The 22,249-nt window shown below is 56.3% G+C and carries 29 protein-coding genes, 1 tRNA gene and 1 pseudogene; 20 read left to right on the forward strand and 11 right to left on the reverse strand.

The window, feature by feature from the left end:
* The first annotated feature begins 95 nt into the window (after positions 1–95).
* Both E3E12_RS02045 and E3E12_RS02050 read left to right on the forward strand, forming a co-directional pair.
* The gene (locus E3E12_RS02045) at positions 96–1,292 is read left to right on the forward strand and encodes a threonine aldolase family protein (protein ID WP_141442839.1); all 1,197 of its coding nucleotides are present in this window, start codon (positions 96–98) and stop codon (positions 1,290–1,292) included.
* The gene (locus E3E12_RS02050; protein WP_141442840.1) at positions 1,289–1,963 is read left to right on the forward strand and encodes a hypothetical protein; all 675 of its coding nucleotides are present in this window, start codon (positions 1,289–1,291) and stop codon (positions 1,961–1,963) included. The genes E3E12_RS02045 and E3E12_RS02050 overlap by 4 nt, the downstream gene beginning before the upstream one ends.
* 85 nt (positions 1,964–2,048) lie before the next feature.
* Here the strand turns inward: E3E12_RS02050 and E3E12_RS02055 are convergent, their stop codons facing one another.
* From E3E12_RS02055 to crcB, 4 genes and pseudogenes are all read right to left on the reverse strand, one after another.
* Positions 2,049–3,686 carry a Do family serine endopeptidase gene (locus E3E12_RS02055; protein WP_240810542.1) on the reverse strand — a complete coding sequence of 546 codons (1,638 nt, stop codon included), beginning with the start codon at positions 3,684–3,686 and terminating at the stop codon, positions 2,049–2,051.
* A gap of 356 nt (positions 3,687–4,042) precedes the next feature.
* Positions 4,043–4,225 (reverse strand): DUF1737 domain-containing protein, encoded by a 183-nt coding sequence (locus tag E3E12_RS02060; RefSeq protein WP_168194349.1) that lies wholly within the window; start codon positions 4,223–4,225, stop codon positions 4,043–4,045.
* Positions 4,226–4,378: 153 nt separating this feature from the next.
* A complete protein-coding gene (locus E3E12_RS02065) occupies positions 4,379–4,630 on the reverse strand; it encodes a hypothetical protein (RefSeq protein ID WP_141442842.1) in 252 nt (83 codons plus the stop codon).
* Between the two features lie 110 nt (positions 4,631–4,740).
* A pseudogene (gene crcB / locus E3E12_RS02070) lies at positions 4,741–5,181 on the reverse strand (fluoride efflux transporter CrcB); the annotation flags it as partial.
* A gap of 64 nt (positions 5,182–5,245) precedes the next feature.
* Between crcB and E3E12_RS08765 the strand changes: the two are divergent.
* The 4 genes from E3E12_RS08765 to E3E12_RS02085 all read left to right on the forward strand — a co-directional run bounded on the left by E3E12_RS08765 (position 5,246) and on the right by E3E12_RS02085 (position 7,313).
* Positions 5,246–5,395: a hypothetical protein gene (locus E3E12_RS08765; RefSeq protein WP_168194350.1), complete on the forward strand. Its 150-nt coding sequence runs from the start codon at positions 5,246–5,248 to the stop codon at positions 5,393–5,395.
* Positions 5,396–5,446: 51 nt separating this feature from the next.
* Positions 5,447–5,773, forward strand: a complete 327-nt coding sequence (locus E3E12_RS02075) for a DUF4175 domain-containing protein (protein WP_141442844.1) — start codon at positions 5,447–5,449, stop codon at positions 5,771–5,773.
* A gap of 200 nt (positions 5,774–5,973) precedes the next feature.
* A complete protein-coding gene (mscL, locus tag E3E12_RS02080; RefSeq protein ID WP_240810585.1) occupies positions 5,974–6,474 on the forward strand; it encodes a large-conductance mechanosensitive channel protein MscL in 501 nt (166 codons plus the stop codon).
* 14 nt (positions 6,475–6,488) lie between these two features.
* Positions 6,489–7,313, forward strand: a complete 825-nt coding sequence (locus tag E3E12_RS02085; RefSeq protein WP_149498213.1) for a hypothetical protein — start codon at positions 6,489–6,491, stop codon at positions 7,311–7,313.
* A gap of 164 nt (positions 7,314–7,477) precedes the next feature.
* On the opposite strand, the gene E3E12_RS02090 is transcribed toward E3E12_RS02085, so the two are convergent.
* Entirely contained in the window at positions 7,478–7,816 is a 339-nt protein-coding gene (locus E3E12_RS02090) for a hypothetical protein (RefSeq protein ID WP_141442847.1), read from the reverse strand.
* A 320-nt stretch (positions 7,817–8,136) separates the two neighbouring features.
* On the opposite strand from E3E12_RS02090, the gene E3E12_RS02095 reads away from it, so the two are divergent.
* The 4 genes from E3E12_RS02095 to E3E12_RS02110 all read left to right on the forward strand — a co-directional run bounded on the left by E3E12_RS02095 (position 8,137) and on the right by E3E12_RS02110 (position 11,253).
* Positions 8,137–8,994, forward strand: a complete 858-nt coding sequence (locus E3E12_RS02095) for a hypothetical protein (RefSeq protein ID WP_141442848.1) — start codon at positions 8,137–8,139, stop codon at positions 8,992–8,994.
* The gene (locus E3E12_RS02100; protein WP_141442849.1) at positions 8,994–9,224 is read left to right on the forward strand and encodes a hypothetical protein; all 231 of its coding nucleotides are present in this window, start codon (positions 8,994–8,996) and stop codon (positions 9,222–9,224) included. The genes E3E12_RS02095 and E3E12_RS02100 overlap by 1 nt, the downstream gene beginning before the upstream one ends.
* Before the next feature lie 188 nt (positions 9,225–9,412).
* Positions 9,413–10,144, forward strand: a complete 732-nt coding sequence (locus E3E12_RS02105) for an alpha/beta fold hydrolase (RefSeq protein WP_149498215.1) — start codon at positions 9,413–9,415, stop codon at positions 10,142–10,144.
* A gap of 116 nt (positions 10,145–10,260) precedes the next feature.
* The gene (locus E3E12_RS02110; protein ID WP_168194351.1) at positions 10,261–11,253 is read left to right on the forward strand and encodes a metallophosphoesterase; all 993 of its coding nucleotides are present in this window, start codon (positions 10,261–10,263) and stop codon (positions 11,251–11,253) included.
* A 19-nt stretch (positions 11,254–11,272) separates the two neighbouring features.
* Here the strand turns inward: E3E12_RS02110 and E3E12_RS02115 are convergent, their stop codons facing one another.
* A complete protein-coding gene (locus E3E12_RS02115) occupies positions 11,273–11,620 on the reverse strand; it encodes a hypothetical protein (RefSeq protein WP_141442852.1) in 348 nt (115 codons plus the stop codon).
* A 204-nt stretch (positions 11,621–11,824) separates the two neighbouring features.
* On the opposite strand from E3E12_RS02115, the gene E3E12_RS02120 reads away from it, so the two are divergent.
* Positions 11,825–12,346: a hypothetical protein gene (locus E3E12_RS02120; RefSeq protein ID WP_141442853.1), complete on the forward strand. Its 522-nt coding sequence runs from the start codon at positions 11,825–11,827 to the stop codon at positions 12,344–12,346.
* A 150-nt stretch (positions 12,347–12,496) separates the two neighbouring features.
* Complete coding sequence (locus tag E3E12_RS02125; RefSeq protein ID WP_141442854.1) at positions 12,497–13,489, forward strand: dihydroorotate oxidase; 993 nt, start codon at positions 12,497–12,499, stop codon at positions 13,487–13,489.
* 15 nt (positions 13,490–13,504) lie between these two features.
* Here the strand turns inward: E3E12_RS02125 and E3E12_RS08935 are convergent, their stop codons facing one another.
* Together E3E12_RS08935 and E3E12_RS02135 are read right to left on the reverse strand one after the other, a co-directional pair.
* Entirely contained in the window at positions 13,505–14,452 is a 948-nt protein-coding gene (locus E3E12_RS08935; RefSeq protein ID WP_206338656.1) for a superinfection immunity protein, read from the reverse strand.
* Between the two features lie 94 nt (positions 14,453–14,546).
* On the reverse strand, positions 14,547–15,287 hold the full coding sequence (locus E3E12_RS02135; protein ID WP_149498217.1) for a hypothetical protein: 741 nt from the start codon (positions 15,285–15,287) through the stop codon (positions 14,547–14,549).
* Between the two features lie 40 nt (positions 15,288–15,327).
* On the opposite strand from E3E12_RS02135, the gene E3E12_RS02140 reads away from it, so the two are divergent.
* Both E3E12_RS02140 and E3E12_RS02145 read left to right on the forward strand, forming a co-directional pair.
* Positions 15,328–16,482, forward strand: coding sequence for an alkene reductase (locus E3E12_RS02140; RefSeq protein ID WP_141442856.1), 1,155 nt, complete (start codon positions 15,328–15,330; stop codon positions 16,480–16,482).
* Positions 16,483–16,587: 105 nt separating this feature from the next.
* Positions 16,588–16,953 (forward strand): hypothetical protein, encoded by a 366-nt coding sequence (locus tag E3E12_RS02145; RefSeq protein WP_149498219.1) that lies wholly within the window; start codon positions 16,588–16,590, stop codon positions 16,951–16,953.
* Positions 16,954–17,159: 206 nt separating this feature from the next.
* On the opposite strand, the gene E3E12_RS02150 is transcribed toward E3E12_RS02145, so the two are convergent.
* Positions 17,160–17,453 (reverse strand): hypothetical protein, encoded by a 294-nt coding sequence (locus E3E12_RS02150; protein ID WP_141442858.1) that lies wholly within the window; start codon positions 17,451–17,453, stop codon positions 17,160–17,162.
* A gap of 966 nt (positions 17,454–18,419) precedes the next feature.
* Between E3E12_RS02150 and E3E12_RS02155 the strand changes: the two genes are divergently transcribed.
* From E3E12_RS02155 to E3E12_RS02165, 3 genes are all read left to right on the forward strand, one after another.
* Positions 18,420–18,962, forward strand: a complete 543-nt coding sequence (locus E3E12_RS02155; protein ID WP_149498221.1) for a hypothetical protein — start codon at positions 18,420–18,422, stop codon at positions 18,960–18,962.
* Between the two features lie 201 nt (positions 18,963–19,163).
* Positions 19,164–19,238, forward strand: a tRNA-Gly gene (locus E3E12_RS02160).
* A gap of 262 nt (positions 19,239–19,500) precedes the next feature.
* Complete coding sequence (locus tag E3E12_RS02165; protein ID WP_141442860.1) at positions 19,501–20,277, forward strand: hypothetical protein; 777 nt, start codon at positions 19,501–19,503, stop codon at positions 20,275–20,277.
* Between the two features lie 10 nt (positions 20,278–20,287).
* On the opposite strand, the gene E3E12_RS02170 is transcribed toward E3E12_RS02165, so the two are convergent.
* Complete coding sequence (locus E3E12_RS02170; protein ID WP_141442861.1) at positions 20,288–20,527, reverse strand: hypothetical protein; 240 nt, start codon at positions 20,525–20,527, stop codon at positions 20,288–20,290.
* 159 nt (positions 20,528–20,686) lie between these two features.
* Between E3E12_RS02170 and E3E12_RS02175 the strand changes: the two genes are divergently transcribed.
* The 3 genes from E3E12_RS02175 (at position 20,687) to E3E12_RS08770 (ending at position 21,932) form a co-directional block, all read left to right on the forward strand.
* Positions 20,687–21,181, forward strand: a complete 495-nt coding sequence (locus E3E12_RS02175; protein ID WP_141442862.1) for a hypothetical protein — start codon at positions 20,687–20,689, stop codon at positions 21,179–21,181.
* 98 nt (positions 21,182–21,279) lie between these two features.
* The gene (locus E3E12_RS02180; protein ID WP_141442863.1) at positions 21,280–21,759 is read left to right on the forward strand and encodes a hypothetical protein; all 480 of its coding nucleotides are present in this window, start codon (positions 21,280–21,282) and stop codon (positions 21,757–21,759) included.
* Positions 21,756–21,932, forward strand: coding sequence for a hypothetical protein (locus E3E12_RS08770; RefSeq protein WP_168194352.1), 177 nt, complete (start codon positions 21,756–21,758; stop codon positions 21,930–21,932). The genes E3E12_RS02180 and E3E12_RS08770 overlap by 4 nt, the downstream gene beginning before the upstream one ends.
* Before the next feature lie 69 nt (positions 21,933–22,001).
* On the opposite strand, the gene E3E12_RS02185 is transcribed toward E3E12_RS08770, so the two are convergent.
* A complete protein-coding gene (locus tag E3E12_RS02185) occupies positions 22,002–22,226 on the reverse strand; it encodes a hypothetical protein (protein WP_141442864.1) in 225 nt (74 codons plus the stop codon).
* Positions 22,227–22,249: the final 23 nt, after the last annotated feature.

A 22,249-nucleotide genomic window follows, 5' to 3' on the forward strand; every position in this document is an offset into this window, starting at 1 on the left:
CGGCACTCTGGAGCATTGGGGATTTCCCCAGTTCATAACGCTTTTTAGATTATTTTCACAATTTCAAAACTTTGACAGCGCATCAGGACACCATCATGGCAGCGGCACTGGCGACCAAACCCACCCCCGACACCCTCTACGCTGAAGGGACAGTCCGCAAAGATTTCACAAGCGATAACGTTGCCCCTGTGGACGAAGCCGTCATGGCAGCCATGGTGGCAGCCAACCAAGGCAATGCCACCCCCTATGGTCTTGATCCGTTGGGGAGCGCGCTTGAGGAAAAGTTCCGCCAAGCTTTTGGCATCGATGTGGCCGTGTTCACAGCCACCACTGGAACGGCAGCCAATGCCTTGAGCCTGGCCAGCCTGGTTCAGCCCTGGGGCAGCGTGGTGTGTGACGGGGCAGCCCACATTGATAATGACGAGGGGGGGGCGCCTGAATTTTTCACAGGGGGGAGCAAAATCTATCCCCTCCCGTCCCATGATGGCCGCATGGACCCAGCCGCTTTGAAAACGGCCATGGAGCATAACAAAGCCAAAGGCGTTCTGGCCCCTCCCTACCAGGCGCTTTCCCTAACGCAAGCAACGGAATGGGGCACTGTCTACACCCCAACGCAGCTGCAGGCGCTTTGCGCAACAGCGCATGAAGGTGACTTGGCCGTTCATCTGGACGGCGCGCGTTTGGGCAACGCCCTGGCCCATCTGAAAACGCGCCACCCTGCCACCACCTTGGCGGAAGCCACATGGGGGGCAGGGGTGGACGTTCTGGTGTTTGGCGGCACCAAGGCTGGCGCCATGGCGGCGGAAGCCATCGTGTTTTTCCTCAACCCCCAAAGCCCAGCCCACAGCCAGGTTGAACGCGCTGTCGCCTCCATGCGCAGGCAGGTGAAGCGTTCTGGGCATTTGTGGTCTAAAGGGCGCTACCTGTCTGCTCAGTTGCTGGCCCTGCTGGAGGATGGGCACACAGCCATGCCCCGTTGGCTGGCCAATGGCGCCCATGCCAACCAAATGGCACGCCAATTGCGCGCAGGGTTGGACAAGCGCTCCACTGAACGTGGCTTGAAGCTGCCTTTCGCTACTGAAAGTGACGAGCTATTCGTTGTTATGCCAACGCAGCTTGCCAACAAGCTGGCTGAACAGGGGTTCAGCTTCTATCGCTTCCCCGTGCCGCCTTTTATTCAAAGTCCCCAGCGCCAAGGCCAAGATGACATCATGGTGCGTTTCGTCACCAGCTTTTACACGCGACCCCAAGACGTCCAGGCTTTGCTCAATGCTTTTGACGGTGACTTTTGACGATGCCCCACCTGTCCAGCCAGATTGATGGACCATCAAAGGTGCCAGGAGGACCCCTGCTCCTGCTGTTAGCTTTTCTAGTGCCTGCTGTGCTCCAGCCAGCCCATGCCGCAGGGGAAATCATGCCTTTGCAGGTGCCCCATCTGCAAACTGTGCTAGAGGCCCAGCAAGGCCACTGGATGACCTTCCGCCTTTTAGATAAGAGCACGCCTAACAAACCCCCTCATGAAAGGGCGTTGTTGATGTGCATGGCTGGCTCAGCAGATCCCAGCCTGGCGAGCACCACCTTGATGCTGCAATTTGACCACCGCCATTTGGAGGTGAGGGTGGCCAACGGCAACTGGGCTTTGCTGCCCCCCCTTCATGGAAAGGATGAGGGGGAGGAGAAAGCACCCACAGGCACACTGACAGTGCAGGCTGGCCCCTATAGCCAGAGCTGGCCTGCCAAAGTCGGCGATGACCATATTGTGGTGGCCCAGCCAGCTGCCAATGGGGCGCCTGCGCTTCTCAAGGCCCTGTCGCAGGCGCCTGTGGCGACTATACACATCACCATGCAGTCTGAAAGCGCTCAGCCCCTCTCAGAAAGTAGTTCCGTGCCGCTTAATGGCGCTGCGCAAGCCATGACGGCTTTCAGGGGGTGTGCACGCCACATGGGCTGGGGCGGTTTCTAAACAACTGCGCCAGCCCTGGCCCTGTGGAGCACCTAAATGCCTGCAACCAGGCCTGCCTGCTGGCAAGGCCTGGCCCGTTCAGCAATTAGGGGCCACTTTCAGGGTCATCTTCCTGAACGCTGCTGGGTGAAACGGCGACAAAGAGCGTTTCATGGTCGCGGACAATCTGCAGCAAGGCTGGTTGGTGGCGCGCCAGGGCTTTCTGGATGCCTTCCACCACAGCCGCCAGGGTTGGAGTTGGGGTTTCCCCCACGCTGATGATGACATCGCCAGCCTGGATGCCAGCATGTTGGGCCGGGCTGTTCGGTGCCACCTCAGCCACGACAGCGCCATTGATTGATGAGTTCAGCCCCAGTTGCTGCCTGTTAAGGGCCGAAAGGGGCGCCAAGCCGAAGCCCAGCTTGCCCTGGCCCCCAACCTTCATTTTACCTGAACCTTCAGTGTCCACATGGTTGTTGGGGGGCAGACCCACCTCAAAGGCCACATCGCGGTGGGTGCCGGCACGCCACACACTGAGCATGGCTTTGCTGCCTGGCTTCAGGGCTGTAACCTTCACAGTCAAATCGTGGGGGGACTGCACCATGTGGTTGTTGATGCTGAGGATAAGGTCACCACTTTTCAGCCCCGCCTTGGCAGCAGGGCTTGAAGGCACCACCATGCTGATCAAGGCCCCCTTAGGCATCGCGCCTGGGGCCAGTGGCATGCCCAGTGCCTGTGCGATGGCCCCAGATACTGGCTGCGTTGCCACACCCAAATAGCCGCGCACCACATGGCCAGTGCGTTTGAGCTGCTCCACCACCGTGCGCACTGTGTTGGAGGGGATAGCAAAACCCAGCCCAATCGACCCACCACCATTGGAGGAGACGATCAGCGCGTTGACGCCAGCTACCTTGCCATTCAACGTAATAAGAGGGCCACCAGAGTTGCCCTGGTTAATGGGGGCATCCACCTGGATGAAATCATTGTAGCGCCCCAAATGGAGGTCACGCCCCAAGGCGGAGACGATGCCAGCCGTGATGGTGCCGCCAAAACCCAAGGGGTTGCCAATGGCTGCCACCCACTGCCCTGGCTGCACGTCATCTGAATCGCCCAGCTCCAGCCATGGCAGGGCATGACCAGCGTGGATGCGGACAAGCGCCAGATCGGTTTTGTCGTCATGGCCCACCAGCGTGCCTGGCAGGATGGAGCCATCAGCCAATTTCACCGTGATGCGCTCTGCGCCGTTCACAACATGGTTGTTGGTGACGATGTAACCATCAGGTGAAACCAGGAAGCCAGAACCACGGGCTTCTATGGTTTGGTGGGCAGGCTCGCCCTGCATGGGCCCCATGGGAAAGCCTGGAAAGGGGGGGAAAGGAAACATGAAGGGCGACATGCCCATGCCGCCCATGGGGTTTTCGGGCCCCATCTCACCAGCCATAGTGTCACTGTCCGCCTTCATGTGGACGGAGAGGCTGACAACCGCTGGGCGCGCTGCCTTGGCGATATTCACAAAATCAGGCAAGCAATTGCAATGAGCTTTGACATTGGCTGGAGCCACCACAGACTGGGGGGCACGGACCGTGGCAGGGGCGCTTGCAATGCTGGTGGCTGGTTCAGCCAACGCGCTCCAAGGCGCGGCCACCATGGCGGCGCCAGCCAGCATCAAGAGTCTGCGCGCTGAAATGGTGGTAATAAGATGAGGAAGCCTGGAAGGGGAACCAGGGCAGCCAATCTGCGTCATGTGCGCTCCTGCATGTTATGGCAACCGAAACCACCTGATGTGAGAACGGCCTTCTTGATCTGGGGAATTTAAAACCCAATTCTGGCTTCAATCAGGCCGCATGACGTGCTCCTGAACCGAGAGGAGGGAGGCAAGCCAACAACCTTCTTGAGGAAATGGTGTGCCAACTGCTTTTTTGAAAGGTGTCGGGCGTTTTTAGCTGCACAGGCTTGTGGGGCCATTGGCAAGTGGGGCAGTTGATCAGGTGCTGACCAGGCAAAGATTAAAGGCACAGTGCGCCAATCACAAAAAAGCCCTGAACCTTTTGGTTCAGGGCCTTGGCCTTCCTGTTCACAGCGCCTAGGCGCTGGGAGGGATCAAGCCTCTTTCTTGATCAGCGTCTGCGTGAAACGCACATGAACCTGGCTCTGGTTGTCAGGGGCTGTGGTCAGCACCACCAGCTGACCTGGGCCGACAACCTCATAACCTTCCTTCAGCAATTCGCTGACTTTGGCTTCAAGCTCAGTATTGGAACCGGTGACCAGAAAACGATAATCCATAACCACAATCCCCATCAGGTGTTGAATGCCCGTTGTTTGCCAACAGGCAGGTCATTCTCTGAAACTAGCAGATAACACATTCCTAGTTACGCTGCCAGAGATGAGGGAGAATTTTATTAATGAAAACTTAACCAACCGTTCAAAAAACAGGCGTCAGAGGCCTTCCATATCCAAACGCTGGTCACGCCAATTAGCCAGGCCAATGATGGCTTCATCCATGGTCTGCACCACCGTGCGCAGGGAAGCTGCGTCTGCCGCCACTTTGGGGCCATTTGTGCCAGGCAGCCAGGATGCTGGCAGCTCACCTTTGCCAGGGCCCGTTTTGAGGGCTTCAAGGCGGCTTTGGAATTCCGTTATCAAATCATCCCAGACATTGGCCTGGTGGCTGGCTGGTTGTGCTTTCATGGCTTACCTCCCTCCTGGGGTAGAGGCGCCTTGTGGGCAGGGTGGGGCATATGGTGCCCCGTCAACACAGGGCCAGGGGATGTGGTGCGCTGTTGTTGGGCCTGCCATTGCGCCTGTTGCAATGTGGCTTCGGCTTCCTGGGGCTGCAGGGCGGCACTAAGGCGCTGCCCACAAAGATCCCCCAAGGCCACGGCCAACATGCACAGAACAACGCTGCCCAAGAGGTTGATGAGCCCACGGCCAAGCGCGCCATGCTTGAACAGTTCCAACGTTTGAAGGGTGAGGCTGGAGAAGGTGGTGTAACCACCACAGAACCCTACCATAATGAACAGGCGCGCCTGGTCTGAAAGGGCCCAACGTCCACTGCCACCTGTATTGGCCATGGCCAGCGCACCAACCATGCCAATGATGAAACAGCCGCTGATGTTGATTCCAATGGTGCCCAAGGGCAAGTGGCGGTCCAAGGGAGCCGTCAGCACTGAGACGAGAAAACGCGCAAGCGTTCCCAAAGCGCCGCCCGCCATGACGATCAAACAGGTTGTAAAAGACAAAAACGAACCCTTTCATTTTAAGGGAACTCTATTAAGAGCCTAGCACCCCAGAAGCGTATTAACCATGGCAGCGTTTCTGCGGCGTTTTGATAACAACCACCAAGTCACCTTGGAACAACCTGTCAAGCCCCACAACCTTTCAGGGCGCATGGCGCCCTTGTCCATCACTGGCTTCACGCTGGACATGACCCCAGGCCCCAAGGGCAAATCTTGAACATGTGCCCCCTTACGTATCATATGATTTTGTTACAGAGGAGAAACCATCATGACACTGGGGCCATTGATTGGACTGGCGGTTGTTGCCGCCTTGGCATTGTGGGTGTGGCGCCACCTTTCAGGACCATTTGGACGCATTGTAGCGCTGGTACTGGTGGGGGCCTATCTGGGGCTCTGGCTATTAGCGCGCCTAGCCAATGGCACAGCCAACACATTGACCCATATGGGGCAGGACATAACATTGTTTTCATCACATTTACTGATGTGGATCATGAAAACTGGGGTTATCCTGACCATTATTGTGGTGGTTATGGCAGGCTTCCTGTTGTGGCGGCTGGTGCGCCATTGGCGCCAAGGCCCCAAAGGGACAGTTTAATGCCCACTCCCTCAGGCGGTGCCATGTGCACTAACAGCTTCAAACACGCCCCGCCATTTATTTGCCCATGCAGTCATAATGCTGTTGGCTGACCCTTCACGTTCACTTGAGGAATGCCCATGAATAATCATCCTAAGGATGCCACCCAGACCATCGAGCATGACGCCCATGACCTCCAGAAGCGCTTGCAGCAGGTCCACATGCCTGGCTGGGTGGGGGATTTCCGCAAATTTATTATGCGCGGCAATGTCATGGACATGGCCGTTGGTATGGTGGTGGGCGCGGCCTTCACCGCCATTGTCAACTCTGTAGTCACCAACCTGCTCACACCCGTCATCGCTGTGCTGACTGGGGGGATTGATTTCTCCAACCTGTATGTCGTGCTCAAAGGGCCGCGTCTGCCCACATTGGCGGCAGAAAAGGCAGCTGGCGCCATCACGCTCAATATTGGCCTTTTCCTGAATGCGCTGATTCAGTTCCTCATCATCGCCTTCTTCATTTTCTGGCTCATGCGTATCATTGGACGCATCATGAACAACCAGGCCGCCAAACCTGAGGAAGCCCCCAAGCCCAGCACAGAGGAAGTCTTGCTGAGCGAAATCCGTGACCTTCTGGCTGCCGCTAACCCAAAAGCTGCAGAAGAAGTGACGGCCAAGCTGGCTGAAGCTGACAAAAGCCCCAACCCAACCGCCCAAACCTAAAGAAGGGACACGCTATGCCAAGCCTGCACCCCATCACAGCCCAGCGCGCTGCTCAGCCAAACAAACGCCGCTGGGTGCGCCCAGGCGTGGTCGCCCTTTTAAGCATGGCGGGTCTGCTCTGCCCTTTTACAAAAGCTGAAGCGGCCCCAAGCGCTTTGCAAAGCCTGATGGGTGACAGCACCCCTGGTAAGGTGGAGGGGCAGGTTCATGGTGCCTGGTCGGTGGTGAGCGCCCAGATCAACCTAGAAAAGCTAACCTCCATGCCATTGCCCATGCCAGGGCTGAACGCTGTGCCTGTTTGTGCTATGTCTGCCACGTTGCCAGCTCTTTCAAACGGGCATGTCGACAAAACAGCCCCTGCCCTGTCCCTGGTTATGGGTGCAGTGCCGCTGATGATCAGTGCAGGGAGTGGCCCCACCTTGGTTTTGGGACTAGTCATGGAGCAGAATCCAGATTGGCATATGAAAACCAATCAGCTTCCCCTGACAGGGAAAGCGACTTTCAGCCTAGCAGATCCTGCCAAGGATAATTCAGCAGACCTTAATACGGCTCCCGTCAGCTTGACCTTGATGCAATTGCACAGCGATACATTGGTCAATCTGGATTTCAACGATCCTCACAAAGCGCTCTGGGACCTACTAGCCAAATTGGGGCAGGATGATTCCAACAACCCCTCTGTGCAGATGACTGAAACCATCGGCGCTAAAAAATGGCTTATACCCCAGGATGGCCTCTCCCCTGCTTTGGCTACCATGAAGCGCTGCGTTCAAACAGGCGCACTGCAGCCAACGCCCGTCAACAGCGCCACAGATCCCTTTGCCACCTCCGCTACACCGTAAAGCCCTAAAGGGCCCTGGAGGGGCATTCAGTTAACAACGATGTTGGGCGCTAGCTCAACACGTCATGAAAAAAGGCTTTCCCCCGAAGGAAAGCCTTTTTCATTAAGCTACCCACACTTCAACTGAAGTGTTTAGGGCAGCTAAAACCGCCTGTGGCCTGAACCTCAGTTCTGGGCAGGGGCAGCCTGGTCGGCGCCAGCGTCAGCAGGGGCGGCCTGTTCAGCAGCGGCCTTCTTGTGGTGGTGGTGCTTACGGTGGTGCTTGTTGGCATGCTTGCGGTGGTGCTTGCAGTGCTTGTGGGCAGGTGCGGCACCCTCTGAGGAGGCGTCAGCAGCAGGGGCAGCCTGGTCAGCACTTGGGGCAGCTGCATCAGGAGCGGCAGGGGCAGGCGCAGCAACCGGGGCGGTGGCAGCCGGGGCCGCTTCCTGAGCGAAAGCAGCAGGGGCCAGCGTCAGAGCGGCAGCAGACAGGGCAACGGCGGAAAAGCGAAGGATGTTACGCATGATGATCCCTTCCGAGGGGTCGATGGAGAGGAGAATACAACCCAGCATCCACTTGTTTGTTTTCCAGGCTTTGCCTTGAGATGGGGGAAGCCTAGACCTGGCAAACGCAACTAGTGGCGCGCATGGGCTGCTAAAGGTACAATGGCAAATTGCACCACTTTGTCAAACCTTTTCAGTGCACCTGTGCATAGAGGTGGGGCGGTCGCCTTCTCCTCCCCTATTCGCTGCGCTATGCTGGACGGCAGTAAACAAGGCCGCACAAACATCTTGCCAGGGGGCGCACCCTTTCTGGCGCAGCCATTTCCTTGGAGGGAACCACCATGGCGGATGCCACCGACACCTCACTCACCGATGAAGGTTCAGCCACCACAGAAGGTGATGGCGCCGCCGATCCCATTTTCAAGCTGATTGGCTTTGAGACCCGCGTTTGCCGCGCTTCGCGCCTGCTCGCCTCCCTCTACCCAGACGCACGCTGCGCCGACTATGCCTCCTCCGTCATCAATGGGCTGTTTGACCGCACCTTCGGGCGTTTCCGGGGCGATGCCATGCCAGCCATCAAACATGCGCGGCGCATTGCGCTTGCTTTGGGTGACGATGTCTCCAATGCGACAGCTGAAGCACGCATGACCCCTGAACATGGGTTGCGGCTGATTCTTGGCATCATGACCCTGGACGATTTCCTGCGCTTCGCCCATGACCACCCTGACAGCTCCGTTGCGGAGATCTTCCCTTCCGCCATCGGCTCGCAGGACATCTCCCCTGACATCTGCGATGCCATTGCGGCGCGCAACATGGCTGTTGCCCCTTACCTGGACATCGCTGCAGACCGTGCTGCAACGGAGATCCTGCGTTTGGACAGGCAGGCGGAGGCTGCAGCCCACATCATCGCTAAAGCTGGCCTGGCCCCCCATGACGTGCAGGTACAAATCAACGACCGCCACACGCCTTTCGCCCTTTGCGTTCATGCTGGTGACATCAGCTGTTACCTGGGCCCTGTTCCCGTTAGCTTGACGCCTGAAGCGGCCATTGCGCGGGCGTCTGGCACGATTGAGACCGTCCTCTGGCCTTTGGTGCAAAAACGTGACGCCGCTGCCAAGGAAGCCCAGGCCTTAGCAGCGCGCGAAAAAGGCCAAGCATCAGCCCCTAAAAGCGCCTCCACCAACCCAACAGGCAAGTGATGAACCTGCTGACTAAAGGCTGCCTGCCCTTGGCAGCTGCCGGGGTGTTTGTGCTGGCCTGCTTGGGGGCCTGCCACGACAAGAAGACACCTGGCCAAGGCACCACCTCACCCAGCCAGCAGGTGGTGGCCCAACCTACTCAGGCCCAACAGGCTGAAGCGACACGGCGCTTCCGCTCCTTGTTGGAGCCAGGGCCCGTCAAGCTGGGCCCGGACGGCAAGCCCCTTTGACGGCCAAGTCCCTGCAAAAACTCCTGGAAGCTCTACGTTGTGCTGTGGGGGGGCTTTTAGGGGTAGGGATAGTGGCAGCACCAATTTTTGCTGCGGCAGCGGGCCTGCCTACGCCTGGGGAACATGAGGCTTGTGCTCCAGCCAGCCCTCAAGCTGTGCTGCTGATGTTGCCAGGGGGCATGGGGGTTGTGAAACCAGGCCCAAAGCAGGATTTCATCCTGCGTGAGGCAAGCTGGTTCCAAGCGCACCACATGGCAGTGGTAGCCATGCCAGCCAGCCACAGCCTGCGCAACCACCGTGCCAGCCATGATTACGGCATGCAGGTTCTGAAGCAGGCGGCTGCTTTGAAGGCGCAATGCCACGCACCTGTTTTCGCCCTTGGTGAAAGCCAAGGTACAGTGGCTGCTGTGAATGCTTTGGTCATGCAAGGCTGGCTGCGTTCACATGGGGTCACGCCCCCAAGTTCCAGCGCTCCTTTGGCAGGCATAGCCTTGTTGGAACCTGTGACCAGAAACAGCGCACGCCCCCACCGTTCCCATGAAAGCCTAGAAACAGTCCTAGCCCACTTGCCAAGCCTGCCCCAGCCCCAAGGCCATTACGGTTGGCCAGCCGCTGACAGGCCTGTGCTGATTGTCAGCAACCAGGCTGACCATTGCCCCGTCACACCCCCAGCGGGTGCCTCTGCACTTTTGCTGCAGCTCAACACGCTTTCAAGCCATGTGCATTTGGTTCAGCTCAAAACCAGCACCCTCCTTGGGGCGCAAAAAGGCTTTTCCCCCTGCGATCCCAGAGGACCTCATGGCTATGGCGATGGCCAAGCTGATGAAATACGCCGCCTTCTGCTGCGGTGGGTGACCCTCAATCTTTCAAACAGGCCACAGTCGATGGCGGAACAGTTCTCCCCACCCTTCCAGCCATGAACAGCGACCAGGCAGCTTGCAGCGTCCTACCAGAAGGCTTTTTTGACTGTCCTGGTCAACCAGTCCCTGGAGCCTTGGAAAACCAGTTGCTGGGGTGGGCCCAGGCCCAACAAACCATGTCAGGCCCGGAAGGGCCGTATTTCAGGCAGCTTCAGCACGATGCCCAGCAAGCGCACTGCCGTCTGGTCAGTTTAGCTTCCCACAGTTTCCCTGTGCATGTGCGTGCCAGCCCTTGGATGGCCGCTCCCCTTCACGTTCCAGGCCCCGTCATGGCCATTGGGGATGTCCACGGCATGGCCTTGCAGCTTGACGCCCTTTTAGGGTGGTTCAACATGGCCTGCCCTGATGCGACACTCGTCATATTGGGGGATTTAGTGGACAGGGGTGATGACAGTGCTCTTGCCTTAGCGCTGACGACCCTCGAAATAGCTTGGAAAAACCGCCACCAGGCAGGGAAAGGGCAATGGCTGCTGGGCAACCATGAAACCACCATGCTGGCTTGGTTGGCTGGTAATGACAGTGTGTTGGAAAACTGGGCCCAGCATGGTGGGCGTTGGCTACTGCCGCCCAACTTAGCCCATGCTGTGGGTCAGCGTGCCCTCCACCCCCTGGAGGCAGCCAAGCTGCGCGCGGCCGCTGCGCAGCGTCTTCCACCTTCAGCGTGGCAAGCCCTTTTGACCCACACGCACCCTGCATGGGAATGGGGAACCATGCATTTTGCCCATGCTGGTGTTGATCCAACTGACCCAACACCCCTTCAAAGCGCCCTGCAAGCTTTCCAGAGTGGCCACAGCCAGCCTGGACCAAGTCAAGCCGCGCTCAAACCAGCCTGCACCACCATCAGGAATGCTTTTTTGAAACATCAAGGGCCTTATGCCATGGGGGAACACTGGGTTGTGGTTCATGGCCACAGCATAACCAAGCAGGTTGGCCTGCAAGGTTGGCGCCTGAGTTTGGACAGTGGCTGCTTCATGTCAGGCGTGCTGAGTGCCGCCCTGGTGGAGCAGGGGCGTTGGCGCCTGATTCAGGCCATGGGCCGCCTCAGCCACTGGATGGGCCCTGGCAGTCGGTCCACCCAAAGGATGGCAGCTTCGCCACCGTGGGGCTGATGGCTTGTGGCGTGCCAGATCAGTTTTGCCCCATTAAGTTGAGCTTGCGCAGTGTTTCATCCAGGGCAGCGCGGCTGACAGGGAAACGCACGGCGTAATCTTCCAAAACGCCCCTTTGAAGCGCGCTCTGCACCCACAACTTAAGGTAACCATGGCGGTATTCCACCTGCACCTTGCCGCAGGCTCCATCTGGCAAAGGGGCTGTGCCAGCAACCGTGTTGTCATCATTTTGCAGCAAAGCCTGCACATCGCTGGCCGAAAGGCGCACCGCCAAAGGTTTGACCGCGCCTGGGGGTGAAGTGACCTGCAGGAAAGCTTGCCCTTGTCCATTCCTGAGCAGCGCCAGGGGGGTGGGGTGGTCCGTCATGATCATCTCCATGTCCGTGCTTGGCGATGCTGGGCTTGAGCCTGCACAATCTGAGCGCCATCATGCCATGATGTGGGTCTGCTTGTCCTGGTCCCTAATAGCCCTTTTTCATAGTGTGGCGGTTTTTGAACAATGCGTGTTACCCCCTGCCCACCTTTCCTCCGCGTTTGCCTGCGTTATTGTCGCCCCTGGTGGTCAGGTCTAGTGTTGCTCAGTAGTGGGTGTGCAGCCATCATCGATGGTCCCACAGATACGCTGGATATCAGTGCAACCCCCACAGCAGCCAACTGCGCCCTGTACCGGCAGGGCGCCATGGTAGCGTGGCTGCCGCACGCACCAGCGCGCAGCATATTGTGGCGCAGTGACAAACCCATTGTGGTGGCCTGCGTCAGCCCCCTTTACGCCTTGACCGCGGCAAAGGTGGAACCACACCTGGATGATTGGATGTGGCTTGATTGGGCGCCCCCTGCTCTTTTGGTGGATTTCTTGCTGCCTTCGCGCAACGCTTACCGTACGCACATCCACATCAACCTGGTGCCGCTTGAACTGACCCCTGGGCAGAGAGCGCAAATCGCCCATGAACCCGTGCCCTACCCACCTACCAGCTGGCCGCCACCAGCCCAGTACGGCTACCAGAATGGCGCTTACAAGGTCGTGCCTATTGATGACGACCCACCACCAGACGCCATTACGTACCGCGCCCACGCCGTGCTGACCTCCCCTTAAGCCCCCGATGGCGCATGTCTGAGCAAGCAGCCCTGGGCGCCCTGCCAGGTGTCTGTTATGGGAGGGGTGAAGTCAGCATCGCCCCACCAGCAGACCACGGCTTTTTGGCGTACTAATTCACCGCGATACAACCAATTGGAACAATCAGTCATGACGGACACCATCTCACTGGCAACTGAAATCGCAGGCATTGCCTTCCCCAACCTCATGACGAATGCTGCTGGCGTCAGCTGCGAAACCACCCAAGAACTCAATGCCGTCCTCGCTTCTGAAGCGGGGGGGGTAACCACCAAAAGTGCCACCCCTGTAGCGCGACCTGGCAACCCCACCCCCCGCCAGGAGCTCCTGCCTCTGGGCAGCATCAATTCCATGGGACTGCCCAACCGCGGTCTGGGTTACTACCTGGCCTACGCCACGCAGCGCCAAGCCCTGGCTGGTCAAGACCTGCCTGCTGAAGTCGCCGCGGAAACAGCCCAGCACAAACCCGTCATCCTTTCTGTTTCAGGCCTGTCCATTGAGGATAACCTGGCCATGCTGAAAGACATTCAGCAAAGCCCCTTCACAGGGCTAACAGAACTTAACCTGTCATGCCCCAATGTGGTCGGCAAAGCCCAGCTAGGTTATGATTTTGAAGCTGTGGTGGCTACTTTGACGGAAGTGTTCAGCCACTTCACCAAGCCATTGGGGCTGAAGCTGCCGCCCTATTTTGATTTCTTCCAGTTTGATGGCATCGCTGAGGCCGTTGGCCGCTTCCCCATTGCCTACGTCAACATGATTAACAGCATTGGCAATGGCCTGGCCATCGATGCGGAAACCGAAACTGTCCTCATCAAGCCCAAGGGCGGCTTCGGTGGGATTGGCGGTGAGCTGGTCAAGCCAACAGCCCTTGCTAATGTGCGTGCCATGCGCTTGCGCCTGCACCCAGATATCAAGATTATCGGCACAGGTGGTATCCGCACAGGGCAGGATGTGTTTGAGCACGTCTTGTGTGGTGCCGATGCGGTGCAGGTGGGAACGGAACTGTGGCGTGAAGGGCCAGGCGTCTTCAAGCGCCTTTCAGAGGAACTGCGGGCCATCATGAAAGAAAAAGGCTACGGCAGCCTTGATGATTTCAGGGGCAAGCTCAAAACCATGGGGGCCTGAGGGGTCCGTCCGCATTCACCATTTCATGCGCCTGTAAACGGGCTGGACAGCACCAGCCTGGAGGGGAGGTGCCTTGAAGCGCCAATCCATCCAGAGGGCGGCTAGCCAGCCAAGACCCGTCCAGCCCAGAAGGAGGTTGACCAGGAAAATGACCAATCCATGGCGCGCCCGCACCACACCAGCCAACCATGTGGGCAGGAAGTACAGCCACAACGCCAGGGCAGCAGGCACCAATGTGGCTATCGCAATGCCCAGACCCACCAAGCCTTTTTGAAGGCCACTTTCCATTTCAAGCTGCTCTGCCTTAGTGCCCAGGAGGTGCAGCACGCGTGCCACGCCATTGACATGGTCATAATCAGGCGCAGCTGCTGAAACCTCCCCTTCAACATCTTGCGGGCCGTTGGTTGGCTGCGCCTCCCCCAAATGGGTGACGTCAAAGCCTTGGCGCAGAGAGTCAGCCGTCCCTTCCACAAAGCGCGAGAAATCACTAGAGTGCGGGAAAACGGCCATGCCGTAGACCAGTTGCCGCGCCAGGCTGCGGCTGGGGTCAAGGAAGGGCGTCATGGGGGCGCGTGGCCCCTGCCCTGATTGCAGGCCTTGGCGGCGCCAGCTTTCATCAAGCGCGACCAAGGCCAAATCCATGGCCAGGCATGTTTTCAAGTGCAAGCTGTTGCGGATGTGCCGGTAAGCAGTGGGGATTTCCGGGCCTGTGCGCGGATCATAGGCGGAGACACTGGCCCAGGCCGCATCGTTGTAGCATTGGCGCAGCGCCGTGCTGGCTGCAGCCAGCCCCCCCTCCGCCCATGCCGACTGCATGTCGTGGCGTGCCGCTGCAAGCAGGCCTGGATTAGGCAAGGCATGGGCTGGCTGTACCAGGCCCGGGCAGAAGCCAGCCAGCATGGTCACAGCCAGCAATGGCCCGGGGAAACGCACCAACGCTTTTTGAAGGACATTCTGAAGCATTCTGAACAGTCCAGTATGAAATAACTGTACGCGGCAATGCCTGCGACACCACCAAAAAACCACGCCTAAAACAAGGTTTTCCTGCCAAACGCCCTCACTCCTTACCCTGTTCGGCAAAATCATCCCGTGCAGGCAGGGAAGCTGCCGTCACCCCTTTGATCAGTTCCTTCTCAGGCACGCTGCCAGCGCAACCAGCAGGCAAGGCTTCATCACGCTGCCAACACCACGCCACATCCCCAGGCGTGCGTCCATAGCCAGGGCAGCCCCATTCAAAATTCAAGTGGTAACGGCACGATGCTACCAAATGCCCATGAAGGTCAGCCATAGTCACCAACAACTGGCTGTTTGACAAAGGGCCTTGAAGCTGTGCCACTAAATGACCGTTTTCCCGTACAGCAATGGTAACGGGGCGGCAAATAGGAACCGTGCCCAACTGCCAATCATGGCCTGTGCGCTCCTGGAGGCAACCTTTAGGCTGGTGGGAGCGTTCCTCAGGCGGGGGCCATGTGCTGGGCGGTGATGGTGGCTGAAGCCTGCCGGCTGCTTTCTGGCGCGCAGGCCATGCCCACCACGCTGCCACGTTGAGGGCGGCTTCCATGGTGACGTCATGACGCTTGAGGATCCGAATGTCGCTGCCGTCCTCCTGACGAACGAACATCGTCACGTCCCAGGCGCGGTCCTCCAAGGGGGTTTCGCAGCTTGCCAACATGACGAAGCACAAACCGGCCAGTACGCCACAAGCCCGCTTGGCGTTAGTTAAAATGACGTACCCAGCAAAAAGGGCCCTACCGCCCCTGGGCAAGCTGGTGGTCTGGTCTATCATCACATCACGCACGTGTTTCACCTTCCATTCCACCCAAGCCAGGAAAACCGCCATGACCACACTTTTTGACCAACTGCAACTTGGGGCCATTCCCTGCAAAAACCGCGTGTTCATGGCACCGCTAACCCGGCTGCGCTCCACGCCTGATGGGGTGCCAACCCCCCTCATGGCCCAGTACTATGCGCAACGCGCTGATGCTGGGCTGATCATCGCTGAATCAATGGCCATATGCCAGCAAGGCAGTGGCTTCCTCAACGCACCTGGCATTTGGGAACAGGCGCAAATCAAGGGGTGGCGCCTTGTGACGGATGCCGTTCATGCTGCCGGTGGCAAGATCGTTGCCCAGCTATGGCACGGGGGGCGCATTGTGTTCCCTACCATGAATGGCGGCACGCAGCCTGTTAGCGCCAGCGCGACCCAAGCTCCAGGGCTGGGCCACACATGGGAAGGTAAGGAACCATACCCCATGGCCCGCGCCCTGCGTCTGGATGAAATCCCTGCTTTAGTGGCGCAGTTCGCCCAAGCCGCCCAAAACGCCATCAAAGCTGGTTTTGACGGGGTGCAGGTTCACGCCGCTAATGGTTATCTCCTCGACCAGTTCCTGCGTGATTCAACCAACCACCGCACCGACGCTTACGGTGGTTCTGTTGAAAACCGCATGCGCCTGCTGCGCGAAGTCTGCGTAGCTGTCATAGGGGCGGTTGGGGCAGGCCGCACAGGGGTGCGTATTTCCCCCAATGGTGAAATCCTGGGCTGTGTGGATAGCAATCCCAAGGCTCTTTTCGTGCCCGTGGCGGCCATGCTGCAGCAATTGGGGGTGGCTTGGCTTGGCGTGAAGGAATTCAACCCCCATGCAGACCCCAATGCGCCAGGTCCCCAGCAGGCGCCATTGTCCCCTGAAATCCGTAAGGTCTTCACCAATCCTTTGGTCTTGAATGGCAATTACGATTTTCAAAAAGCTGAACAGGTGGTGGGCACCGGAAAAGCTGACGCCATATCGTTCGGGCGTCCCTTCATAGCCAACCCAGACCTGGTCAAGCGTTTTGAAAAATTGGCCCAAGGCCAGACTGCTAATGTGGCTGAAAGCGACAAGAAAACCTGGTACGGCGAATTCCTACCGCGGGAGGAGCAATCTCTAGGTTATACAGACTACCCCACAATGAATGGGCTACCTTGCGGCCCAGCTGGCGAACCCGCAACAGATTGAAGACTTAAGGGTAAAAGCGGGGCAGGGCTGCGGGGGCTGTGCTGGTATGGGCCCCAGCTGCCCTTTAAACTTACCGCCACTGACATGACAAAAGGAATTGGCACCATGGGCATTGAGAAAAAAATTGAAGACGTAGCCAAGGACGCTGCACAGGGCGTTAAACAGTTTTTTGAAGGCGGGGAAAACGCTGTCCTGGCCAAAAATGAAGCCGCCCGCAAAGCCCAGCACGAGGCAGAACGCAAAGCCCACGATGAAAAGCGTGACCAAGAACGCCATGAGGAGCGCGCCAAGCGTGAAGCTGAAGCCAAGGCTCATGGCGCTGACATTGAAAACAACAAAGCCTACATGGCTGACGATATGAGTGTTGTACCAGCACCCGTTGAAGGTGATGCTAGCGCTATTCAGGCTGAAGGCGGCGCAGGGGCTGCTGGTGCTGGGGCCTTTGGCAATGACATTGGCAATGCCCTGTAAAAAGGCGCTGCGCTGTCCTTGAAGGTTGAGGCAAAAGTGTTCTCCTGAAAGGCCATTGGTTTCCACCACCAAGAATTTGCCTAGGTACCTTCACCATCAAACCAAACCTTACATTGTGAAAAATGTAGAAAACCCCAGATCCTTGTCAGGACTGGGGTTTTGAGTTTCCACAAGCTACGGTCAGGGACCGTACTGTAGCGGGAAAATCAGTTCTTTAGCGCATCCTGCACATAGGTCTGGAAATTGGCCGCTTCATCGCCAGTGCCCTGTTCACCCCAAGTGTGCAGGCAAAACTCCACATAGGCACCGGCAATCCGGCTGGCCTGGGATTCATCAAGGGGTGTACCAGCGTTTTCCATGACATAAGCGTTAAGGCGCTTGCGAATATTGGCGTCAACGCCATTCATGGTGCGCCAACCTGCGGCACCATGGGGACCAGGGATTTTTTCGCCGTGTTTTTTGTCAAACACATTTTGGTAGACATTCATCAAATTCAGCATGAGGTTAAGCCTCCTGGTTCAGAAAAATACCTCAAAAACCTTTTGAGGATCATTAAAACATCAAGTAAATTAGGCGGAAAATCAAGCTAATGAAAATTATTTCTTAACGTATTGATCTTTAACGAAGGTGTCTTTAAACGCTAAGAAAATAAACATTTTATTCAAAATTTCTTATTTTCTAACATTCGGAAATTAACGATGAAATGGATTAAAGCTAAATCTAAAAATGAAATTTTACCCTGGGTTAAAACTAATCTTCTTAAAACAGATCATCTAATTATTGTTTTTAGTGGTTTTAATGACAATGGTTCTAAAAATAATAAATTTGATATGGAAGGATTGCTTCAAAATAATGATTTTTTAAGTGTCCTTTTAAAGGATCTTAATAACCATTGGTGCCTTAAAAATCTAATGATCTAGAAATAACTTTCGTTATAATCTAAACTAACTTAAAAATATTTTCAAACCGTACAAAAAAGTCCCGGGTATGGGCGAAAACATGGGTGGTTATTCAACCATAATTTATGACTACTTAATTAAAGGCTCTGAAGTAGTGGCTTTTCACCCCAGACTATGCTGGACCCTACTCTATGCCGATCCATTGGTGACATGCGCTCTTTGCATTCCCATGAAACGCTACCTAAAGCACTCCAGAAGTTCTTCAATTTGAAGTCTCTCTTGAGCAAAAGCCCCTTTCCTCCGCCAACTCATGTCACAGTGTTTGTCTCTTGCTATGACAAATTAGATGTTTTGCAGGGCGAGAATATTGCAGGATTGCCAGGTGTTAGTGTGCAATTCATTTCTTATTTTGATCATTGGTTTGCCATCTACTTCAAGCGTTTGGCCTATTGCGTTCCATCATCACTGAATTTTTGCTGGGTTTTAACGTGAATGTTTTGGGCTATTTAAAAACCTACCATGAAGTTCTTGAAAAGATTTTATTAGGCAGTGAATATATTCAAAATCATGCCCATAGTTGCCATTCCAACCTGGACCATGACAGAGAAATTGTTGGTTATTCAGGACTTACTATTGGATAATTCTTCCCTTTACAGCCTTGGCCTTAAACCGCAGATCACACACTTTACATCTAAAGCTCATCAATTCATTACCTCCAATCCGTCAGCGGTCATGGACATCACGGATAAATACCCACCTTTTGAAAAGTCTTCTTGGGAAGACCACTACATGATGACTGGTCCTTATATGCCCCTTGGAAAGGGCGCCTATTGTGTAAAAGTGTCATTGCGAGGCTGTTTCAGTCCTTTAGCTGAACTAAATCTGGATATTGCCTTCAACAAAGGGCAAAATCTTCTTGCCCTCAAAAGCCATTCTAACCTTCAGCAGGACAAGGAAATTACCTGCGCGATTGAACTACCCTTTTACGTTTTGGATGATTTGAGGGACGTTGAAATCAGGCTGCGTGTGAAGGGACGCTTCACTGGCCGCGTTGAGCAGGTGCAGTTACTTTACCATGACTTTAAGGGTGCCCATTTAAGCAACATTTGACTATGCCTTTAATCATGCTTTCTGTTTAAGTGAATTTTAGTGCGCAGTGCCTCTACCATCGCAAAGCATGAATCCCAGGAAAGCCCCCATAGAACATGCCTTACCTGCCCGTCATGTTCGTTTTGGCCCTTGGAAGGTCGACTTGGTACTTGCAGGGCCGATGGATGTTATGGCATAGTTTGCAGCACTGGCTTTGAAGATGCGGGCGTAGCTCAGGGGTAGAGCACAACCTTGCCAAGGTTGGGGTCGAGGGTTCGAATCCCTTCGCCCGCTCCAAACCAGTTTTATTATGTCTGTTCTGCTTGGCCGTCCTTCCTTTATTGGGCAGGCGGTTTTATGACTGACTTTATGATCGACCCCTTGTTTTATAGCTGCCCCAAGAGCATCTGCAGGTGATCTCTTTATGAGCGCCTATGCTTCCAATCACCTGCTCTCAAAAGGGTTTCTAATCTGGGCCGTTGGGTTATTTTCTTTTTGCGGCAATCCAGCCTGGGCGCAACCGGCCCAAATCAATAACGAGTTAAGCACCAGGCTTTTCTTGCCAGGCGTCCAGGATAAAACCCCTGCCCCCTCCAAAGCCACCAATCCCCACCAACCAGGATTATTGGGGGAAGTTCAAGGTGCGTTACCCCCTGATGGTGAAGCAGTCTATGCCCGCAAACCTTTGATTTTGCACGGTCATGGTGATGCCGTCATGGCAGCATTACGCGCCCGTTGCCAACATGTGACCTACAACCAAGGCGCCTGGCGTTATGTGGCTGATACACTCACACCAAAAGCTGCAGATCTTTCACCAGCCATGGTTTATGAAGGCCATTCCCCCTTAACGGGGACGAAGTCTAGTTTGTTGCTGGAAACTAGCCCTGATGGAACGCGCCTGCACTATTCTGGCTTGTGCCAAACGGCCCCCCTGTTGTTATGGCTAACAGACGGAAGCCACCTTGATTTAAACCCTATTCGATGCCGCCCTGGGGCGGGTTTGGTTGCGGGTAAGGGGCTTGCCCTTCATGAAGTGCCGTTAGTGGTGCAGACTGAACGCACCTGCATGGTGTTAGGCACCGTTGACCGGGCTAACTGGCAAGTGTTCAAGCCCTATTGGCAGGTGTTAGCCCAACGTGCCCAAGCACGGCACGGCACGGTGACCGCGCAGGCGGCGCTGCCGTCATCCAATCCTGGTGAAATGGGACAAGCCCTGCAACGCCTTGATGAAGGGCGCCGCAACAGCTCTGTAGATATGGCAAAGGCCGCTCAGCACACTATGGATGAAGCTGAAACGGCCCAGGCAGCGCTTGAAAAGCGCCTTGCACACCCTTGAAGCAGCAGGGTTACTTGTCGCAAGAACCTTTTTTGCAACGTTTTTTGCAGCAACGCTTAAGGCAGCAAAGCAGTGACATGGTCAGCATAATACCCACCATGCAGGCGATGCCACGGGCAAACCCAACAACGCGGTTGGAGTTGACAGCGGTTTCCTCAGTCGCATCAGCGATGCGCTCCAGCTGCACCAGGGCCTCTGGACCGACTTCTGCTGATTTGTCTTTGATGTTGTGGTTGTGATGTGAGCTCATGCTCTTCCTCCTCCTTAAGGGTCCTGCCCTCATGGCAGGGTTAGGCAGTCAGCCCACATCATGCGTTGATGCGCTGCAAGATGATAGGGTGTTTCTTTTTGCCTTGTCCCTTTAATATGGAAGCGCAACAGAAACAGAGTGTTTAGAGTGTTTTAGGCCATGCCCCCCAACCCACGTCATTTTGCTGCCCGTCCCAGCCGTGTGCGGAAAGCTTTGTGGAAATTTACTCCCCTAGTGGCTGCTATGTTGGTGGGGTGTGCCCAAAAGCCCCACTTGCCCCCCCAAGCAGCTGCCAACCCTATGGCTGGCGTTAGTACTTATTATGGCGCAGGGGACCAGTCCTGCGCCGCTTGGAACAAGGTGGCTGCCCAACCAGCGCTGAATCAGTTCTATGAAGCCTGGGTGGTGGGTGAGGTTACAGGCCAGGAAAACATCTGCCGTTTGGTGCATGGCATGACATCGCCTCCCTGTTTGGGATCGCGCCTAGCCAACACGGGGCTGGTTGTCACCATGGCCCACGCCCTTTGCTTGCGCCAACCCCAAGCGAGAATTGGTTTTGCCGCCGCCACGACATGGGCTGCATTGGCACGCCACCAACCATTACCTGCGCCACAAACCCAGCGCCCCACAGGCCAACAAGGGGTTCAACCATGAAAGCACCCCATCAACCCTTCGCCCGAACTTTTGCCGGGAAGTGTGCACGGGGCTGCTTGGCAGCCTTGGCAGCACTTTGTTGCGCTGGCCATGCTGCTATGGCAGTCCCCCCGGCCGACAGCCAAACCATTGCTTCCCCCCTGCCCAGCGTCACAGGGGCTGAAAGCGTTGCCCAACTGCTTGGTCAGATTGCCGTCTATTATGGTGTGGGCCAGCAGAGCTGTGCCAGCTGGGGCGCCCAGCCTGGCACCAATCATGATTTTGAAGTTGAATCCTGGCTTCTGGGGGAGGTCAGCGGCCTTGAGAACATGTGCCACAGCTTGCAAGGGGCCTATCAATTGCCCTGCCTGGGCAAAAGCCTTAACAGCACGGCGCCTCTTTTAACAGCAGCACGGCTTTACTGCCGCCAACACCCCACAGCACCTATCGGCCAGGCTGGCCTAGTGGGTTGGACCAGCCTTGCCATCCGCAACACGGCCACCTTTTTGGCCACCGTGCCTGCCCCAGCACGCCAAGCAGCCAGCGTGGCACGGGCTGCTTCACAACCACTGCTGCCACAACAGGGCCCCACACCGTGACCATGCCACAAGCAAACAACACCACCCCACCTGACCCCCAGGCGAAAAGCCAACCACAGGCTGTGGTGCAGCCTTACATGAAGCGTGACACCAAAATACTGGCGTTAACCGCCTTGGTGCTTTTCCTGCTGTTCATTTCAACCGCCTGGTGGGCGCCAGCTTTTTCCTCCTGACGCAACAAAGGCGCCCATGGAACCAACAGTTCCGTGAGCGCCTTTGCCGCTGCCCAAAAGGGGTGACGGTTAGGCCTTGACTTTGGCTGCCATGTCAGAAGCAGCAGACTCCACCTTGCTGTTGAGCTGATGGGCATTTTCACGTGCGTGCTCAACGCCGGCCTTCACTTTGTCGGAAGCTTCGTTGATGTCATGATCAAGGGCTTTGCGGCCCCCGCGGCTGTAACGGTAAATGCCGTAACCACCCATAACAGTCGCCACAATACCAAAAACCAATGTGAGGAAACGCAACATGCTATTTCTCCTGAAAAGCGTTG

The sequence above is a fragment of the Formicincola oecophyllae genome, assembly GCF_006542395.2.
In the GTDB taxonomy this organism is placed as follows: Bacteria; Pseudomonadota; Alphaproteobacteria; order Acetobacterales; family Acetobacteraceae; genus Formicincola; species Formicincola oecophyllae.